Consider the following 15,488-nt stretch of genomic DNA (forward strand, 5'->3'; position numbering starts at 1 on the left):
GTTTTATTTTTATATAAAGGAGAGTTTTGGAAGGGGGAGTCAGGACAGCTGAGCACAGGTATGTTTGAAACCGTTCTCGTTCGGTTCTCGTAATGTACAGCAACAAAGAGATGAAGGAGGGGACAGGATGAGCAGAAAAGCAAAAACAGGGATGTGGCTGACGGTGCTGGCCGTTCTGGGCATTATTGTTGGATCATTTATCTGGTATTTCAACACCGCTTCTGGTGAGCGCGCACTCAAAACGATGAGATCCAATAATGCCGGAGGACTGGAGCGTGTAGTGAAGGTGTACAGCAGCTCAGGTGAGCTGATCCAGACCTATGAAGGCAAGATCGATGTGCAGGATACCGAGTATGGAAACAAGGTGCTGTTTGATCTGAACGGCAAACGTATTGTGATCTATAATGCAACCGTGGTAACGGAAGAGAAATAAAGCACTGAAGAGAATTGAAAGATAGATGCAAAGTGACGAGTGTTCGCGCGGTCCAGAGCAAGGCCAACCAGCTTGAGGAGACATATCTCTGCTTCTGTAGTAAAATTAAGGAAAATAATGAGAATTGAGTGATACAGAATGATGATTTTCTTGGTTGCTCTTGCTTTGCTCGGCATGTTAGCTTTTTATAGTTTGCTTGCTTATTTTTTAATTCGTTTGATATCCAAAAAAGGGTTTAAAGTGACGTTAACGAAATACGAAATTTTAGAAATGATGACTTGGCTTGCTTTGATCGTTATTGTTTTTTATAACATTAAGTCGTGGTCGTCTTCTACAATCTTACCGGCTGTCTTGCTTATCATACCATTAAGGAATATGCGGATTTCGAATAGAAAGCACAGAGAGCGCATTAAACGGGAATCAGCTGCATTGCAGTGAATAAGGAGGGCACGTTGTGATTCTGGGCAAAACAACAGATACGTCAGGGCTGACCAAGGTTGCGGAGCTATCGGATGAATTACAGCCCGTTTTTGAAAGAGCGGCCGAGAAGTATGCTCTGTGTGATATTGAATTGTACTTCGTTTTCCGCTGCCTGCCTGATGAATATGGACGTAAATCCAGCGTCAGGCACGTAAAGGTAGAAAGGGTGATCTACTTCGATCTGACGGTCAGTGAAGACCGTTATAAGAACTGGAACGTAAGCAAACAGCGACATGCCTTGAGCCATGCGTTTTATACATTTTTGGGTGAAAAGATGAAGAAGTACAAGATTGAGCATTTGGATACAGAGGAATTTACTTCGGATATGGGGATTTGGCTCAAGGAGATTGGATGGTTGCAGACAGAAGAGGACGCTGAATTTAATTGAGGGAGAAAGTTTCTAAAGACCTTATTCCACAAGGGATTTCACAACAAAAAGAAGCCCTCTTTCGAGAGCTTCTTTTTCATGGGAGAGGAGAAACCGGATGAAGAGCTTATGGGGAAACGTAAGTCTTCTCCGCGGTTGTCTACGACACTTGTGATGTCGATAATTATAGAATGGCCCAAGGCTTTCCTTTTTATACATATTGGTCAACAGTATTTTTCAAACCGAACCTGATTGTGGTACGATAGCTTTATCAATAAACTTACATAGAGAGAAAAGGTGACTCATTCGTGAGAGTGGTATCTGGAAGTGCGAAGGGCAGGCCGCTGAAGGCTGTTCCCGGCACAGGTACGCGACCGACCACTGATAAGGTGAAGGAAGCGTTGTTTAGCATGATCGGCCCTTATTTTGAGGGCGGAACAGCATTGGATCTGTTTGCGGGCAGTGGAGGTCTCGGTATCGAGGCGCTGAGCCGGGGCATGGACAAGGCTGTTTTTGTTGATCTTGAACCGAAAAGTATTGAGGTAATCCGCGCGAATCTAAAGGCCACGAAGCTGGAGGATCAGGCGGCTGTATATCGTAACGATGCAGGTCGGGCGCTCAAAGCGCTCGCAAAGCGGAACACGGCATTTGAGCTGGTGTTTCTCGATCCACCGTATCGTATGAAAAATGGACATGAACTGATGTTAACGATGCATGAGCTGGAGCTGCTTGCACCGGATGCAACCATCGTGCTCGAATACGAGTCCAAACATGAGTACCCTGAGCAATTCGGGCCGTTTGAGCAAACGCGCAAAGCGATGTATGGGGAGACGGCTGTATCCATCTACGAATATGTACCGAATGCTTCAGAGGATGACGAGAACAGCAGCATAGAAGAGGAGGCTCCTCATGAATGAAATGATCCAGCGCAAGGAACGTATTGCCGTATATCCAGGCAGCTTTGATCCCGTAACGATGGGGCATCTGGATATTATTGCGAGAGCATCGAAGCAGTTTGACCGTGTGATCGTGGCTGTATTGAACAATATGAGTAAAAATCCACTCTTCACTGTAGAGGAGCGCAAGGAACTGATTCGAACGGTAACCAGCGACCTGCCAAACGTGGAGGTGGACAGCTTCCGTGATCTGACGGCTAATTATGTGCGGCAAAAGGAAGCTCAGGTCATCGTTCGCGGTATTCGCTCTGTGACGGATTTTGAATATGAGCTGATGCTTGCTTCCACCAACAGCAAGCTGAACCCGGATGCGGAAACGATTTTTATGATGACCAATCCGAAATACTCGTACCTCAGCTCCAGCATTGTGAAAGAAATTGCTCACTATCACGGGGACGTTACCGATCTGGTATCACCTGAGGTGGAAGCAGCACTTCGTCAGAAAATCAGCGAGAAGAGCGGCGGGTAGACCACAGGAGCATACCTGACAGACTAATCATAATGACAAGAAGCAAGCTGAGGCTTACGGCTGCGACAGGGAAGGCGCTCCAGATGATCTGGATCGTACTGGTTGTGTCATAATAAGGCATGAACCACTGTAACAGCAAAGGGTGTGACTCACGAGCTGCAGTGGTCTGCCAAGCAGCCCAGGCTTCTGTGGAATATTGGCTGAATGGTTTCCATAACGAGAGTGTAAGGCCAAATGCGATCATGGCATGTGCCAGCCGAACGACTATAAAATACAGTATGGATTGGCGCCCGGGAATGGCTGTTCTCAGGATCGAGGTCACTTGTAAATGCGAGCAGATGCCACCCCAGCCGAGCGCGGCAGCCAGAAGGGCCATCAGCATGGCGGGGTCCAGCGCTGTTTTGCTAATCTGATATGTACCCAGGTGAAGTTCAAGAACAGATGGCCATACCGCCGCTGAAATGCCAGGGGTCAGATAAAGAGAAAGCAGCCGGATGAATACGGCAAAAACGATAATGTATCCTCCGGTTAACATCAACGTCTGTACCGCCTGGGATACGGTGTCACCAAGCAATTTGCCGAACCCCCGTGCATCCCGGCTGTGCGCTTCTCGAGCTGCCTGCAGCATGCGGGAGATTAAACTTAGCCTGCGGGGTGACTGAGATTGTTCACGGGTTGATCCAAGGACTGATATCGAAGTGGACGTTGAGCCTGATGCGAGGCTGCCCTTGCGAGCGGCTGGATGGAATCGCACCGCTGCTGCGGCCGCAATCCAGCCGCTAATCCAGTGTATTATTAGAAGGAAATACCCGGCGGCAGGCTGATGAAGAAAAGCCCCCCCTATGACGAGCAGAATCATCATCGGATTGGCGAAATGAGCTGCAGCAACTACGATAACCGCCTGTCTGGCGGTCATTTGTTTATCCTGAACCAGACGGAAAACGGCATCTGCTGCGGCCGGGAAGCCCCCGCACATACCTACTGCAAGAGCAAAACCTGCATGGCCAGGGAGCTTGAACACACGCTGCATTAAGGGTTCAAGCATCACCCCGATGGCATGGGTAAAGCCAAAGGCAGTCAGCATTTGCGACAGCATCAGGAACGGCAGCATGGCGGGAAAAACGATTTTCCACCAGATGTCGAGTCCCTGAATGGAGGCGTCAAATGCTTCTTTGGGAGAGGCGACTACTGCAATAACGAGCATGAATGCACTGCTGCTCAGAATCAGGGTGCGTAATACACCTGAGCTGCGAACCTCACTGGATACGGCCATGGTCTCACCTCTTTATTGAATAGGCCTTTAGCGGCATTGACATCATTGTGGACGGCCGAAGCACGTCCGTAAACGGCTCGGCCTTGACCAGACAGACAGCCATGAAGCAGCGGCCGATCCAGCCTGTACCATTGTATGCAGGAACGCCAAGGTGTTAGAATGATAACCACATTAAATCAGAAAATAAGATGAGCTAAACAGTTACACGCAAGCATATCTTGGGGAGATGGAACGGAGGCTCATGGGATGAATCGAATCCGTAAAACGGGCGGTTTCAGAGCTTCGATCTATGTGATCGCGGTGGCTCTGATCGTCTATCTTACCGTGTATATGCCAACGCCGTATATCATATATACACCTGGCAGCGCGGATGAAGTTAAACCGATGGTTACCGTGAAGGACGGTGACAAGGATGAACGCGGCGTTTTCATGATGACAACCGTGTCGGCGACTTATGCAAATTTATTTTTGCTAGGGACCTCGTTGTTTGATAAAAATGCACAAGTGGATAAAAAGGAAGATCGTCTTCGCGGTAAAAGCGAGGCGGAGTACTCGGCTGAACAGGTGTGGTTCATGAGCGATTCGCAATCCTCTGCCATGGAAGCCGCATATGAGAAGGCGGGGATAGCCTATTCCATCGTGCCGGAGCACATCTTTGTATTCGGGCTTTCGGAAGATCCGAAACCGGATGGGGATATTGAGCCTGGAGATATTATTCTGGGTGTAAACGGCACAGCTACGCCGGATAATACGGCTTTGGCTGAACAGCTCAAGGGGAAAAAGGCCGGAGATACGGTGGAGATGCAGCTGGAGCGCGGCGGTGAAACGATCAGCAAGGACGTGACGCTGGTTCAGGTCAAGGACAGTCAGACAGGAAAGACACGGCCAGGGCTCGGTGTGATGATCGGGGCTGTGCAGAAGGTCAAACCTGAAGATCCGAATAAACAGATTACATTTACAAGTACCCAGGTGGGCGGCCCTTCTGCCGGGCTGATGTTTACACTGGAAATCTACAATCAGCTGACTCCGGGTGATCTGACGAAAGGGCATCGGATTGCAGGCACAGGCACGATTACGAAGGACGGTGTAGTTGGAGCGATTGGTGGTGTGCAGCATAAAATTGTAGCCGCTGATCGTAAAAAGGCCGAAATATTCTTTGTACCCAAAGATAATTACAAGGAAGCCGAAGCCAAGGCCAAACAAATTCACACCAGCATGAAACTTGTGCCTGTCAGCACCCTTGATGATGCATTGAATTATCTGAATACCCTGTCTGTGAACTCGTAATTTGTCAGAGCGTATGGATGAAGAACAGGAATCGGGTTCAGATGGAGGACGATGTGCCGAAGAGTGGATCAGGTGGAAAATGTTACGCGTAACGAGAACGGAAAAAAGCAGAAGAAGAAGTTGATCATGAAGATGAGATGGTTGTCATTGTCGTTCTTGCTGAAAAAAATGGAATGAAAAATCCCTTGTTGTGGCTGCCTGAACGGGCTGTGGACAGCAAGGGATTTTTTTGAGGTGTTTCAGACATGTTGAAGATGTATATTGCACATTTTACACGTTGGATAGCTGAACATGTGCTCAAAGACCATGGTCAGAAGAAAATTGAATGCTGATTCCTGTTGTTTTCTAAATTCGTACTGGTGACTCGTAGTAATCGCTGTACATGGCGCGTGATATGCCGTGTGAATCAGCTTGTCCATATGCGAGTGCATAAGCGGCCTGTGCCTGAATGTCCAGCTCGAGCTGATGATGTGTGAACGTTGACGGCTTCACGACGACAGGCAGCGAGGCCGTTTTTTTCATTTGTTTAAGCAGATGCTGTCCAGTTGATGTGAATCCAAGGACACGCAAATATCCGGGTCCTGCAGCTAACTGCTCCGGGGAACACTCGTGCTTGGTGTGATTCAGGAGCAGGTGCGCGAGCATGCGCTGCAATTTGGTGCGTGTGTACCGCTTTGTTTTGAGCGCATTCAGGAGAGCTTCGACGGAAGGCTCCTTGAGCTGGGCGAGTGCACGCAGGAGCCGATGCTCCAGCCCCTCCGTGACTTCGGCGATGCGTTCCAGCTCGCAGGCACGGCGGGTAGCCGCGATGTGCAGCAGCGGCTGCGCAAAGCGCTCCCAGTGTATGGGAGCGCGCCCCTCCTGCCATTCGCGCTGCAGAATGGCAAGGCTTGCCGCCGGCACGTACGGCGCGGCGGCGTTGGGCCCGTCCGCCAGCAGCAGGCGGCGGACGGCTGTGGCACTGGCGATCGCCCCCGGGCCGGGCGTCGCCTGGTGATAGGCGGCACCGGTACGTGCCGCCGTCAAGGGCCGGATCGCGCTGCCAAGCCGCTGCAGCGCGATGAGGTAGTGCAGCCCAAGCGAATTGTTGGGCTGCTCCAGCAGTGCCGCGGCGTCGTCAGCATCGACGCCGCCGGGCGCCAGAGCTGCCGCCGCGCCTGCGTACGCGGCGGGGTAGCTGGCGCCTTCCCGCAGGCGGCGCGCGATATCCTCGCGCAGCCCTGCGGGCTCCACAGCCAGCACGCGCGCAATGCGCTGCAGGCTGTCGATGTCGCCGGACTCGCTGCCAAAGCAGAGCGAGTCTACAACCCCGGTGCGGTGCAGCAGCGATACCGCACCAAAGGCGAACCATTCGGCCGGTTGAACTGCGTAGGCAACCGGCAGCTCAAGCACCAGATCGGCGCCTGCATGCAGCGCCATCTCTGCGCGTGCCCTTTTACCAACGATGGCGGGTTCGCCGCGCTGGAGAAAAGGGCCGCTCATCACGGCAACAACGGCGTCTGCTCCGCTAAGCCGCCGTGATTCATTCAGATGGTGCACATGTCCGTTGTGCAGCGGGTTATATTCCACAATAACGCCTACAGCTTTCATCAGTGATGCTCCTTTCTATGTATTGTGTGCATAAATTAATTTTTCTGGATATAGGAACCTAATTGAATAGCGCGGTGATCCTGAATTTATATGTAGATGTGCCTATCATCGTATCTTAATCTTTCACACATGTTTGAATACAATACGACCCGTCTGACAACCAGCCTGCCGTCGATCAAGGGTCTTTGCCCCTTTCATCATAGAATAGAGCTTGCTTTAGAGCAAATCATACAAGAAGACAAAAACATAAAGAGGTACAGATCTTCCAGATTCAATATGAAATGACCAGCTGGAGCGGAGAGTTCCACCATGGAGATGCTGGTGATAAACATGACTTGTAGTTATGATGCAGTAAGTCTATAATAGTTTAGATGTGACGAGTTCATCAGGAATATCGGTTTCGGATAGGGTGTAAAGTTAAAAGTGTTGACAAACCTCTTTAGAAATCGGTATAATGATTTTTGTTTGTTAAGTCAATTTCATAAATCTATCTGCGGGTGAAAGCCGGATTACATACAGTCAGGAATGAACGCACATATTAGGATCATCTTGAACTGTATATTGCCGCCATTCGTCTGGACAACTATTTATGAAATTGGTTTCGTTTGGAGTGATGAAACATGTTAATGCCATTTCGCAAAGTGGCAACCAGTGATCGCCCCCTGCATTTTAACGAACAGTGGGATATCAAACATCTGGTTTCTAACCGACAAGATATCACAGCCGTTACCCCGCTGACAGCGGATTTGTTCGCAGAGAGCAGAGAGGGTAACGTTGTGGATGTTCACGGCAAATTGACGGCAGGAGCGGACATGTTGTGCTCTCGTTGTCTGAAGCCGCTTAGTGAACATTTTCATATTGATTTTCATGAGCAATTCAAGCAGGGAAAACAACCGGAGCAATTGCCGGAAGATGATGATACCCTCTATGTGGATGAGGATAGCGTTGATCTGAAAGGTTATGCCGAGGAAGCTTTTCTGCTGGATCTTCCGTTTGTACCGCTCTGCAGCGATACATGCAAGGGGCTTTGTCCCAAGTGTGGCCATGAGCTGAACGAAGGTGACTGCGGTTGTGATAACCAGGTTATCGATCCGCGGCTTGCAGGACTCAAGGATTTTTTTAAATGAGCATGATTGAAAATCGAACGTAACAACTACCTGCAAAGGTTGATTTTGATAAGGAGGTGGGAATAATGGCAGTACCTCAACGGAGAACGTCCAAGACGCGTCGCGACAAACGTCGCACTCACTTTAAATTGGCTGTACCGGGCATGGTGAAATGTGAACAATGCGGCGAATTGAAGCTTGCTCACCACGTGTGCAAAGTGTGCGGAACGTACAAAGCAAGAGAGATCATCTCTCAATAATAGCTGGACATGGAGCAGCACTTCATTTTGATGAGGTGCTGCTTTTTTATGCTTGCATGGTTGGAACACATCACGAATGAGAGTTGTTGGAATCGTTTGAAGTGAACAGAAATCCCATTGCGGCATGCCGTTCGATGTTACATGAAATTGCTGCAGAACACTTTGCTGTAGAGATGTGGATTTTGTTAGACCAGCCTTTCTTTTTGACACAGGATGAGATATACTATAGTTTAGTACCAGGTTCTAAGATTTGACGTTACATACAGATAAACATATACTTTCGTCAGAAACAGCTCTGGTTGATCGGAGATTATATTGTATAGAGATGCGGGATTTACAGATTGAACGGATCAAAGAGTGGTCCTGGAAATGATACAGCAGGGGGTGTCAGGCATCGAGCGATTACCGAAGAGACAGAGGCAGCAGCAATTAACGAAAATGATAGATGAGAATCCGTTTGTGACCGATCAGGAGCTTACACGTCAATTGAAGGTAAGTATTCAGACGATCCGTCTTGACAGACTGGAACTCGGAATACCTGAGCTTCGGGAACGTATGAAGCTTATGGCGGAGCGGTCGTATGATCAGGTGCGCTCTTTGCCCCTGCACGAAATTATTGGTGATATCGTCGATCTGCAGCTGGATAAGAGCGGCATTTCGCTATTTGAGATCAAGGAAGAGCATGTTTTCTCCAGAACAGGCATTGCGCGTGGGCACTACGTTTTCGCACAAGCCAACTCACTGGCTGTAGCCGTCATTAATGACGAGATCGCACTAACCGCTTCCGCTGATATACGTTTCGTGCGCTCGGTTCGTTTAGGCGAGAAATGCATTGCCAAAGCCTATGTGAAATCAATCCCGGGACAAAAGGGCAAAGCAAAGGTTGAAGTGTTCACTTATGTTGGAGAAGAAATGGTGTTCCAGGGCAATTTTGTTATTTATCATTCAGATGGAGAAGACAGCAAAGAAGGAGGGCATTTGGAATGAGAATCGTCATTGATGCAATGGGGGGAGATAACGCCCCTGCGTCAACCGTGGAAGGCGCTGTTGCTGCCGCTACGGAATGGACGGATACACAGATCGTCCTGGTTGGCGATGAAGCCCAGCTTGAACCTCTTTTAAGTCAGTCAGGAGCAAGACCGGCCAACTTGAGTGTTCGGCATGCTTCCGAAGTCATCGGAGCAGAGGATGAGCCGGTAAGAGCGGTAAGACGCAAGAAGGATTCCTCGATGGTTGTAGCGGGGCGAATGGTCAAAGAGCGTGAAGCGGATGCCATGATCTCTGCGGGCAATACCGGAGCGTTAATGACTGCGGGATTGCTCGTTGTAGGTCGTATGGAAGGCATCGAGCGACCGGCACTTGCCCCTATGATTCCAACGATGGATGATGTGGGCGTGCTTGCGCTTGATCTGGGCGCGAATATGGATGCCAAACCGGAACATTTGGCGCAATATGCGCTGATGGGCAGTTTGTATCGGCAAAAGGTACAAGGGATTGCGTCGCCTCGTGTGGGTTTGCTTAATGTTGGAACAGAGGCGGGCAAGGGTAACGAGCTGACCAAACATGCTTATCCGCTGCTGGAGCAGCTGCCCATTCGTTTTGTTGGCAATGTTGAGGCGCGAGATGTACTTACAGGAGCTTGTGATGTGCTGGTATGCGATGGATTCGCGGGTAACATTCTGCTGAAGTCGCTGGAAGGTGCAGCAGGAGCGATCTTCGGACTGCTCAAAGAAAAGTTTACTTCATCCTTCAAAAATAAACTGGCTGCCGCTGTGCTGATGCCAGAGCTGCGCGGCCTGAAAAGCAAGCTGGATTACACGGAGCACGGCGGTGCCCCGCTGCTTGGTTTGAGCGGGCTGGTCGTGAAAAGCCATGGCTCGGCTGATGGCAATGCCATCAAAAACGCGGTGCGTCAGGCACGGATTGCAGTGCAAAATCAGCTGGTGGACAGCATATCTAAGGAAATTAGCGGGAAGTGAGTGACGATATGAATAATTTACGCCCGGTAGGGATTATCGGTACAGGTAAATATGTGCCTGAGAAAATTTTAACCAATAGTGATCTGGAAAAAATGGTAGATACGAATGACGAATGGATTGTCAGCCGTACAGGCATTAAAGAACGTCATATCGCTGCACCGGATCAAGCGACATCCGATCTGGCGTATGAGGCGGCGTTAAAGGCGCTTGAATCAGCGGGCATGACAGGCAGTGACCTTGATCTGATTATTGTTGCAACAATTACACCGGACTCTTCTTTCCCTTCGACAGCCTGCATTCTGCAAGATAAACTTGGGGCAAAAGGAGCAGCTGCATTTGACCTGTCCGCTGCATGCTCCGGTTTTGTTTACGGCCTTGCAACAGCAACAAGCTTTATCCAGAGCGGTATGTACAACAATGCGCTCGTCATCGGAGCAGACTGCTTGTCACGTATTACAGATTATACAGACCGCAACACTTGTGTACTCTTCGGGGATGGAGCCGGCGCTGTCGTTGTCGGTGAAGTACCGGAAGGCCGCGGCTTCAAAGCATTTGATCTCGGTGCCGAAGGTGCAGGTGGCAGCCTGCTTCAGATCGAAGGCGGCGGTTCACGTCTGCCAGCAAGTGCAGAGACGGTGGAGAATAAAAAGCATTATATCTACATGAACGGTCGTGAAGTGTTTAAATTTGCAGTTCGTGTAATGGGGACAGCAACCGTTGAGGTGCTTCGCAAAGCCGGTATGGATCGTACAGACGTTGATTTGTTCGTGCCGCATCAGGCGAATGTCCGCATTATTCAATCCGCAATGCAGCGGCTAGAGCTTCCTGAAGAGAAAGTCGTTGTGAATGTGGATAAATATGCGAATACTTCGGCTGCATCCATTCCGCTGGCACTGGTTGAAGCTGCTGAAGAAGGACGCATGAAAGCTGGAGATACCGTTCTGATGGTTGGTTTCGGCGGCGGTTTGACATGGGGCGCATCCGTACTCGTATGGTAAACTAGACAGCTGGAGGATGAATGAAATGGGTAAAATCGCTTTTGTATTCCCTGGACAGGGATCACAGACGGTAGGTATGGCGAAGGATGCGTATGAGTCCGTGCCTGCTGCCACAGAAATTTTTCGCACAGCGGATGAAGCATTAGGCTTCTCGCTGAGCAGCCTGATCTTTGAAGGACCAGAGGCTGAGCTGAAACAGACATCCAATACACAGCCGGCTCTGCTCACATCAAGTATTGCCTTGCTGGAGGCATTCAGAGAGAAAGGGATCGAGCCGGATTATACAGCAGGACATAGTCTGGGTGAGTACAGCGCACTTGTAGCTGCGGGAGTTCTCTCCTTCCAGGATGCTGTTCAGATTGTTCGCGCGCGTGGTCAATACATGGAAGAGGCTGTTCCAGGAGGACAAGGAGCCATGGCTGCTGTTCTGGGTGCAGATCGGGAAGCGCTGGGGGTGCTTTGCCGTGATGTGTCCGGGAGTGGTCATGCGGTTGAACTTGCCAACATCAATTGTCCGGGGCAGATTGTCATCTCGGGTGTAAAAGAAGGCGTTGCTGCCGTTTCGGAACGGGTGAAAGAAGCGGGCGGCAAACGTGCTATTGCACTTGAAGTGAGTGGTCCGTTCCACTCTTCATTAATGAAAGGCGCAGCAGAGAAGCTGGCAGACAAGCTGAGCACGGTTACGTTCTCACCTGCACAGGTTCCTGTGGTGGCCAATGTTACGGCTCGTCCTGCGGAAGAGGGACAATTTCAACAATTGCTGACGACACAGGTCTATTCTCCGGTTTTATGGGAAGACAGTGTGACATGGCTGATTGAGCAGGGTGTGGATACGTTTATCGAGATTGGTTCAGGCAATGTTTTGACCGGTTTGATTAAAAAAACAGATAAAACCGTAAAACTATACAATGTAAACAGTCTTGAAACGTTGGAAGCAACGGCAGCAGCTCTGAAATAAGAGTTCAACTTGTGTAGATTCAGGGAGAGGAGGAATGGTTATGTCTAAACCGTTAGAAGGTAAAAATGCATTGGTAACTGGAGCATCGCGTGGTATTGGTCGCAGCATTGCACTTGCTCTGGCTGAAGCTGGTGCAAATGTAGCTGTCAACTATGCTGGCAGTCAGGCTGCCGCTGAAGCTGTAGCCGAAGAGATTCGGGCCAAAGGTGTTCAGGCCATTACAATTCAGGCTAATGTAGGTCTGATGGATGAGGCGGAACAGATGGTCAAAACGACGCTTGATGCGTGGGGGAACGTTGATATTCTGGTGAATAACGCCGGAATCACTCGGGACAACCTGATCATGCGTATGAAAGAAGAGGAGTTCGATCAAGTCATCGAAACGAATCTGAAAGGGGTGTTTAACTGCCTGAAGGCAGTCACTCGTCCAATGATGAAGCAGCGCTCGGGGAGAATTATTAACATTTCTTCTGTCGTGGGCGTGCTCGGTAATCCCGGACAAGCGAACTATGTTGCAGCCAAGGCTGGTGTTATCGGTTTAACCAAAGCCTCTGCACGTGAGCTGGCTTCTCGCGGAATTACCGTAAACTGTGTTGCGCCAGGGTTCATCGAAACCGATATGACAAAAGAGTTGTCTCAGGAACTGGTTGATGGTATGCTTAGCGGCATTCCGTTGTCACGTCTGGGACAGCCGGATGAAATTGCCGGTGTTGTTACATTCCTTGCGTCAGAGGCTTCGTCTTATATGACAGGTCAGACACTGCATGTCGATGGCGGCATGTACATGTAAACATTCCTGGACTTGAATCAAAGTCGGGGAACAGGCGCTGGACGATCCGAAATGCCGGAAAAAGGCCGGGTTCCCCGGCCGGGAGCCGCATATGTCTTCTATGGCATTTTGCCTGCGATTCTCGTATAATACCTAGGAGGAGGTGAACCGGATGTCCGATGTATTGGAGCGTGTAAAACGCATCGTCGTCGACCGCTTGGGCGCAGACGAAGCTGAAGTTACACTTGAAGCATCTTTCAAAGAAGATTTGGGTGCTGATTCTTTGGATGTAGTGGAATTGGTCATGGAATTGGAAGATGAATTCGATTTGGAAATCTCTGATGAAGATGCAGAAAAAATTACGACCGTAGGTGAAGTTGTAAACTACATACAATCTCATACCTAAAGTCAATTCAGTCCCGCTCCTGTTGTTCAACAGGCGGGACTTCTCATCATTCATTGGTTTTTCACATCCCGCAGACGATTATGCTTCGTTGATCTTCGGAAAGATGTAAAGCATAGCCGTCTGCGGCTATTCCCACAAAATACTTGCGTAATGCAGTCGATATAGAGGTGAGTCGGTTGAAACAAAGAGTCGTAATTACCGGAATGGGCGTAATGACATCGCTCGGAAAAGATTTGGAAACGTTCTGGGGCAGTTTAATGGCAGGCAAGTCCGGAATCTCTCAGATTGAGGCGTTTGATGTTAGTGAATACACGACACAGATTGCAGCCGAGATCAAGGATTTCAACCCGGAAGAGTATATGGATCGTAAGGACGCGCGCAAAATGGACCGTTTCGTTCAGTTCGCTGTAGCTGCCGGCTTCAAGGCGGTGGAGGACAGTGGTCTGAAAATTAACGAGAACATTGATGCAGAGCGTTTTGGCGTATCCATTGGTTCAGGGATTGGCGGCTTGGGAACCTGGGAAGACCAGCACAATGCACTCCTGCAAAAGGGGCCTAAACGTGTCAGCCCGTTTTTTATCCCGATGATGATCTCAAACATGGCTTCTGGCCAGATGTCGATTTCATTAGGTGCTAAAGGTCCGAACATTAACGTGGTTACTGCTTGCGCTACAGGAACACACTCCATCGGCGATTCATTCAAGCTGATTGCCAACGGGGATGCAGATGCGATGATCTGCGGCGGTGCGGAAGCGACCATCAGACCTACGGGATTGGCAGGTTTCTGTGCTATGCGTGCGATGTCTACACGTAATGATGATCCTGCAAAAGCGAGTCGTCCTTTTGATACAGGTCGCGACGGATTTGTTATGGGTGAGGGTGCAGGTATTCTGATTCTGGAATCACTGGAGCATGCTCAGGCACGTGGAGCGCGTATCTATGGAGAGGTTATCGGTTATGGTCTGACGGGCGATGCTCATCACATGACAGAACCAGACCCGGATGGAGCGGCACGTTGTATGACGATGGCACTTCGCAACGCAGGCATCAAGCCGGAAGAAGTGGATTACATCAATGCACACGGAACGTCAACGCCAGTTGGAGATCGTTCAGAAACGCTCGCAATCAAAAAAGCGTTTGGCGATCATGCGTACAAGCTTGCTGTAAGCTCTACCAAATCCATGACAGGTCATATGCTTGGCGCTGCAGGTGGTGTAGAAGCGGTAATCTGCGGATTGTCTCTGACACATCAGACACTGGCTCCAACGATTAACCTGGAGGATCAGGACCCTGAATGCGATCTGGATTATGTACCGAACGTTCCACGTCAAACTAAAGTCAATGTGGCGATGTCTAATTCATTTGGATTTGGCGGTCACAACGCTACCATTATTCTCAAAAAATTTGAAGCATAAGGGGCTAGTTCGTTTGAGTGAAGATCTGAAGCAGTTACAACAAAAACTTCAAATCAAATTTGACAACAGACAGCTTCTAAAACAAGCGTTTACCCATGCTTCTTATGTAAACGAACATCGGTTCAGTCAACATCAGGATAATGAACGTCTGGAGTTTCTGGGCGATGCTGTATTGGAGCTGACTGTATCGGAGTACTTGTATCATCTGTATCCTAACCGTCCGGAGGGTGAACTGACAAAGATGCGGGCCTCCATTGTCTGTGAACCTTCCCTCGTCAAATTTGCTGAAGCACTCGGTTTTGGACAATATGTACTTCTTGGTAAAGGTGAGGAATTAACCGGGGGACGTACACGTCCGGCTCTTCTCGCCGATGTGTTCGAGTCATTTATAGGTGCATTATATCTTGATCAGGGTCTTGAGCCTGTGCGGGCTTTTCTGGATCAGCATGTGTTTCCGTTAATCGTGGTTGGCAGCAAGCTGCAAATGAGCGATTATAAAACAGAGTTGCAGGAGCTTACACAGCATCACAATATGGGGGCTCTGGAATACCGGATCGTTGAGGAGCGGGGACCAGCCCATGAACGTGAGTTTGTCTCGGAGGTCCATATGGGTCAGGAACGGCTTGGCCGAGGTACGGGACGTTCCAAGAAAGAAGCGGAACAACAAGCAGCATCCGCGGCGCTTGAACGCTTGAAGCTTCCGGAGGCCTGAACGGTACAAGGCGGCGCATAGACAAACGAA

18 protein-coding genes are annotated in these 15,488 nt (G+C 49.6%); 16 read left to right on the plus strand and 2 right to left on the minus strand.

Translation table 11 applies throughout. The annotated features are described in order from the left end of the window. Positions 1 to 127: 127 nt before the first annotated feature. From ACQSGY_RS16105 to coaD, 5 genes are all read left to right on the plus strand, one after another. Complete coding sequence (locus tag ACQSGY_RS16105; protein WP_090895865.1) at positions 128 to 433, plus strand: hypothetical protein; 306 nt, start codon at positions 128 to 130, stop codon at positions 431 to 433. Between the two features lie 138 nt (positions 434 to 571). Then, a complete protein-coding gene (locus ACQSGY_RS16110) occupies positions 572 to 871 on the plus strand; it encodes a hypothetical protein (RefSeq protein ID WP_427052620.1) in 300 nt (99 codons plus the stop codon). Between the two features lie 16 nt (positions 872 to 887). Next, a complete protein-coding gene (locus ACQSGY_RS16115; protein WP_427052621.1) occupies positions 888 to 1,301 on the plus strand; it encodes a hypothetical protein in 414 nt (137 codons plus the stop codon). 287 nt (positions 1,302 to 1,588) lie between these two features. Further along, on the plus strand, positions 1,589 to 2,197 hold the full coding sequence (gene rsmD / locus ACQSGY_RS16120; RefSeq protein ID WP_216513396.1) for a 16S rRNA (guanine(966)-N(2))-methyltransferase RsmD: 609 nt from the start codon (positions 1,589 to 1,591) through the stop codon (positions 2,195 to 2,197). A 1-nt stretch (position 2,198) separates the two neighbouring features. Beyond that, the gene (coaD, locus tag ACQSGY_RS16125; RefSeq protein ID WP_110894027.1) at positions 2,199 to 2,705 is read left to right on the plus strand and encodes a pantetheine-phosphate adenylyltransferase; all 507 of its coding nucleotides are present in this window, start codon (positions 2,199 to 2,201) and stop codon (positions 2,703 to 2,705) included. On the opposite strand, the gene ACQSGY_RS16130 is transcribed toward coaD, so the two are convergent. Continuing rightward, positions 2,683 to 3,978: a nucleoside recognition domain-containing protein gene (locus tag ACQSGY_RS16130; protein ID WP_427052622.1), complete on the minus strand. Its 1,296-nt coding sequence runs from the start codon at positions 3,976 to 3,978 to the stop codon at positions 2,683 to 2,685. The genes coaD and ACQSGY_RS16130 overlap by 23 nt on opposite strands. A 246-nt stretch (positions 3,979 to 4,224) precedes the next feature. On the opposite strand from ACQSGY_RS16130, the gene ACQSGY_RS16135 reads away from it, so the two are divergent. Then, on the plus strand, positions 4,225 to 5,265 hold the full coding sequence (locus ACQSGY_RS16135) for a SepM family pheromone-processing serine protease (RefSeq protein WP_427052623.1): 1,041 nt from the start codon (positions 4,225 to 4,227) through the stop codon (positions 5,263 to 5,265). Positions 5,266 to 5,610: 345 nt separating this feature from the next. On the opposite strand, the gene ACQSGY_RS16140 is transcribed toward ACQSGY_RS16135, so the two are convergent. Beyond that, entirely contained in the window at positions 5,611 to 6,855 is a 1,245-nt protein-coding gene (locus ACQSGY_RS16140; RefSeq protein WP_427052624.1) for a nucleotidyltransferase, read from the minus strand. Positions 6,856 to 7,475: 620 nt separating this feature from the next. On the opposite strand from ACQSGY_RS16140, the gene ACQSGY_RS16145 reads away from it, so the two are divergent. The 10 genes from ACQSGY_RS16145 (at position 7,476) to rnc (ending at position 15,458) form a co-directional block, all read left to right on the plus strand. Beyond that, complete coding sequence (locus ACQSGY_RS16145; protein ID WP_111269974.1) at positions 7,476 to 7,982, plus strand: YceD family protein; 507 nt, start codon at positions 7,476 to 7,478, stop codon at positions 7,980 to 7,982. A 65-nt stretch (positions 7,983 to 8,047) separates the two neighbouring features. After that, on the plus strand, positions 8,048 to 8,221 hold the full coding sequence (rpmF, locus tag ACQSGY_RS16150) for a 50S ribosomal protein L32 (protein WP_090923906.1): 174 nt from the start codon (positions 8,048 to 8,050) through the stop codon (positions 8,219 to 8,221). A 369-nt stretch (positions 8,222 to 8,590) separates the two neighbouring features. Continuing rightward, positions 8,591 to 9,208: a transcription factor FapR gene (gene fapR, locus ACQSGY_RS16155; protein ID WP_145402804.1), complete on the plus strand. Its 618-nt coding sequence runs from the start codon at positions 8,591 to 8,593 to the stop codon at positions 9,206 to 9,208. After that, entirely contained in the window at positions 9,205 to 10,200 is a 996-nt protein-coding gene (plsX, locus tag ACQSGY_RS16160) for a phosphate acyltransferase PlsX (protein WP_145402803.1), read from the plus strand. The genes fapR and plsX overlap by 4 nt, the downstream gene beginning before the upstream one ends. 8 nt (positions 10,201 to 10,208) lie before the next feature. Next, positions 10,209 to 11,198, plus strand: a complete 990-nt coding sequence (locus tag ACQSGY_RS16165) for a beta-ketoacyl-ACP synthase III (protein ID WP_111270071.1) — start codon at positions 10,209 to 10,211, stop codon at positions 11,196 to 11,198. A 25-nt stretch (positions 11,199 to 11,223) separates the two neighbouring features. Then, the gene (gene fabD / locus ACQSGY_RS16170; RefSeq protein WP_427052625.1) at positions 11,224 to 12,156 is read left to right on the plus strand and encodes an ACP S-malonyltransferase; all 933 of its coding nucleotides are present in this window, start codon (positions 11,224 to 11,226) and stop codon (positions 12,154 to 12,156) included. Between the two features lie 40 nt (positions 12,157 to 12,196). After that, complete coding sequence (fabG, locus tag ACQSGY_RS16175) at positions 12,197 to 12,946, plus strand: 3-oxoacyl-[acyl-carrier-protein] reductase (protein ID WP_111269978.1); 750 nt, start codon at positions 12,197 to 12,199, stop codon at positions 12,944 to 12,946. A gap of 151 nt (positions 12,947 to 13,097) precedes the next feature. Then, a complete protein-coding gene (gene acpP, locus ACQSGY_RS16180; protein ID WP_024630176.1) occupies positions 13,098 to 13,331 on the plus strand; it encodes an acyl carrier protein in 234 nt (77 codons plus the stop codon). Positions 13,332 to 13,507: 176 nt separating this feature from the next. Further along, positions 13,508 to 14,746 (plus strand): beta-ketoacyl-ACP synthase II, encoded by a 1,239-nt coding sequence (fabF, locus tag ACQSGY_RS16185; RefSeq protein WP_188593108.1) that lies wholly within the window; start codon positions 13,508 to 13,510, stop codon positions 14,744 to 14,746. Positions 14,747 to 14,759: 13 nt separating this feature from the next. Next, positions 14,760 to 15,458 carry a ribonuclease III gene (gene rnc / locus ACQSGY_RS16190; RefSeq protein WP_110893220.1) on the plus strand — a complete coding sequence of 233 codons (699 nt, stop codon included), beginning with the start codon at positions 14,760 to 14,762 and terminating at the stop codon, positions 15,456 to 15,458. Positions 15,459 to 15,488: the final 30 nt, after the last annotated feature.

It is taken from the genome of Paenibacillus sp. TC-CSREp1, assembly GCF_050171015.1.
GTDB lineage: Bacteria > Bacillota > Bacilli > Paenibacillales > Paenibacillaceae > Paenibacillus > Paenibacillus silvae.

Coding starts and splice junctions, on each gene's coding strand:
- ACQSGY_RS16105 (WP_090895865.1), top strand. CDS start 128: ATGAGCAGAAAAGCAAAAACAGGGATGTGGCTGACGGTGCTGGCCGTT.
- ACQSGY_RS16110 (WP_427052620.1), top strand. CDS start 572: ATGATGATTTTCTTGGTTGCTCTTGCTTTGCTCGGCATGTTAGCTTTT.
- coaD (WP_110894027.1), top strand. CDS start 2,199: ATGATCCAGCGCAAGGAACGTATTGCCGTATATCCAGGCAGCTTTGAT.
- ACQSGY_RS16130 (WP_427052622.1), bottom strand. CDS start 3,978: ATGGCCGTATCCAGTGAGGTTCGCAGCTCAGGTGTATTACGCACCCTG.
- ACQSGY_RS16135 (WP_427052623.1), top strand. CDS start 4,225: ATGAATCGAATCCGTAAAACGGGCGGTTTCAGAGCTTCGATCTATGTG.
- ACQSGY_RS16140 (WP_427052624.1), bottom strand. CDS start 6,855: ATGAAAGCTGTAGGCGTTATTGTGGAATATAACCCGCTGCACAACGGA.
- ACQSGY_RS16145 (WP_111269974.1), top strand. CDS start 7,476: ATGTTAATGCCATTTCGCAAAGTGGCAACCAGTGATCGCCCCCTGCAT.
- rpmF (WP_090923906.1), top strand. CDS start 8,048: ATGGCAGTACCTCAACGGAGAACGTCCAAGACGCGTCGCGACAAACGT.
- fapR (WP_145402804.1), top strand. CDS start 8,591: ATGATACAGCAGGGGGTGTCAGGCATCGAGCGATTACCGAAGAGACAG.
- plsX (WP_145402803.1), top strand. CDS start 9,205: ATGAGAATCGTCATTGATGCAATGGGGGGAGATAACGCCCCTGCGTCA.
- ACQSGY_RS16165 (WP_111270071.1), top strand. CDS start 10,209: ATGAATAATTTACGCCCGGTAGGGATTATCGGTACAGGTAAATATGTG.
- fabD (WP_427052625.1), top strand. CDS start 11,224: ATGGGTAAAATCGCTTTTGTATTCCCTGGACAGGGATCACAGACGGTA.
- fabG (WP_111269978.1), top strand. CDS start 12,197: ATGTCTAAACCGTTAGAAGGTAAAAATGCATTGGTAACTGGAGCATCG.
- acpP (WP_024630176.1), top strand. CDS start 13,098: ATGTCCGATGTATTGGAGCGTGTAAAACGCATCGTCGTCGACCGCTTG.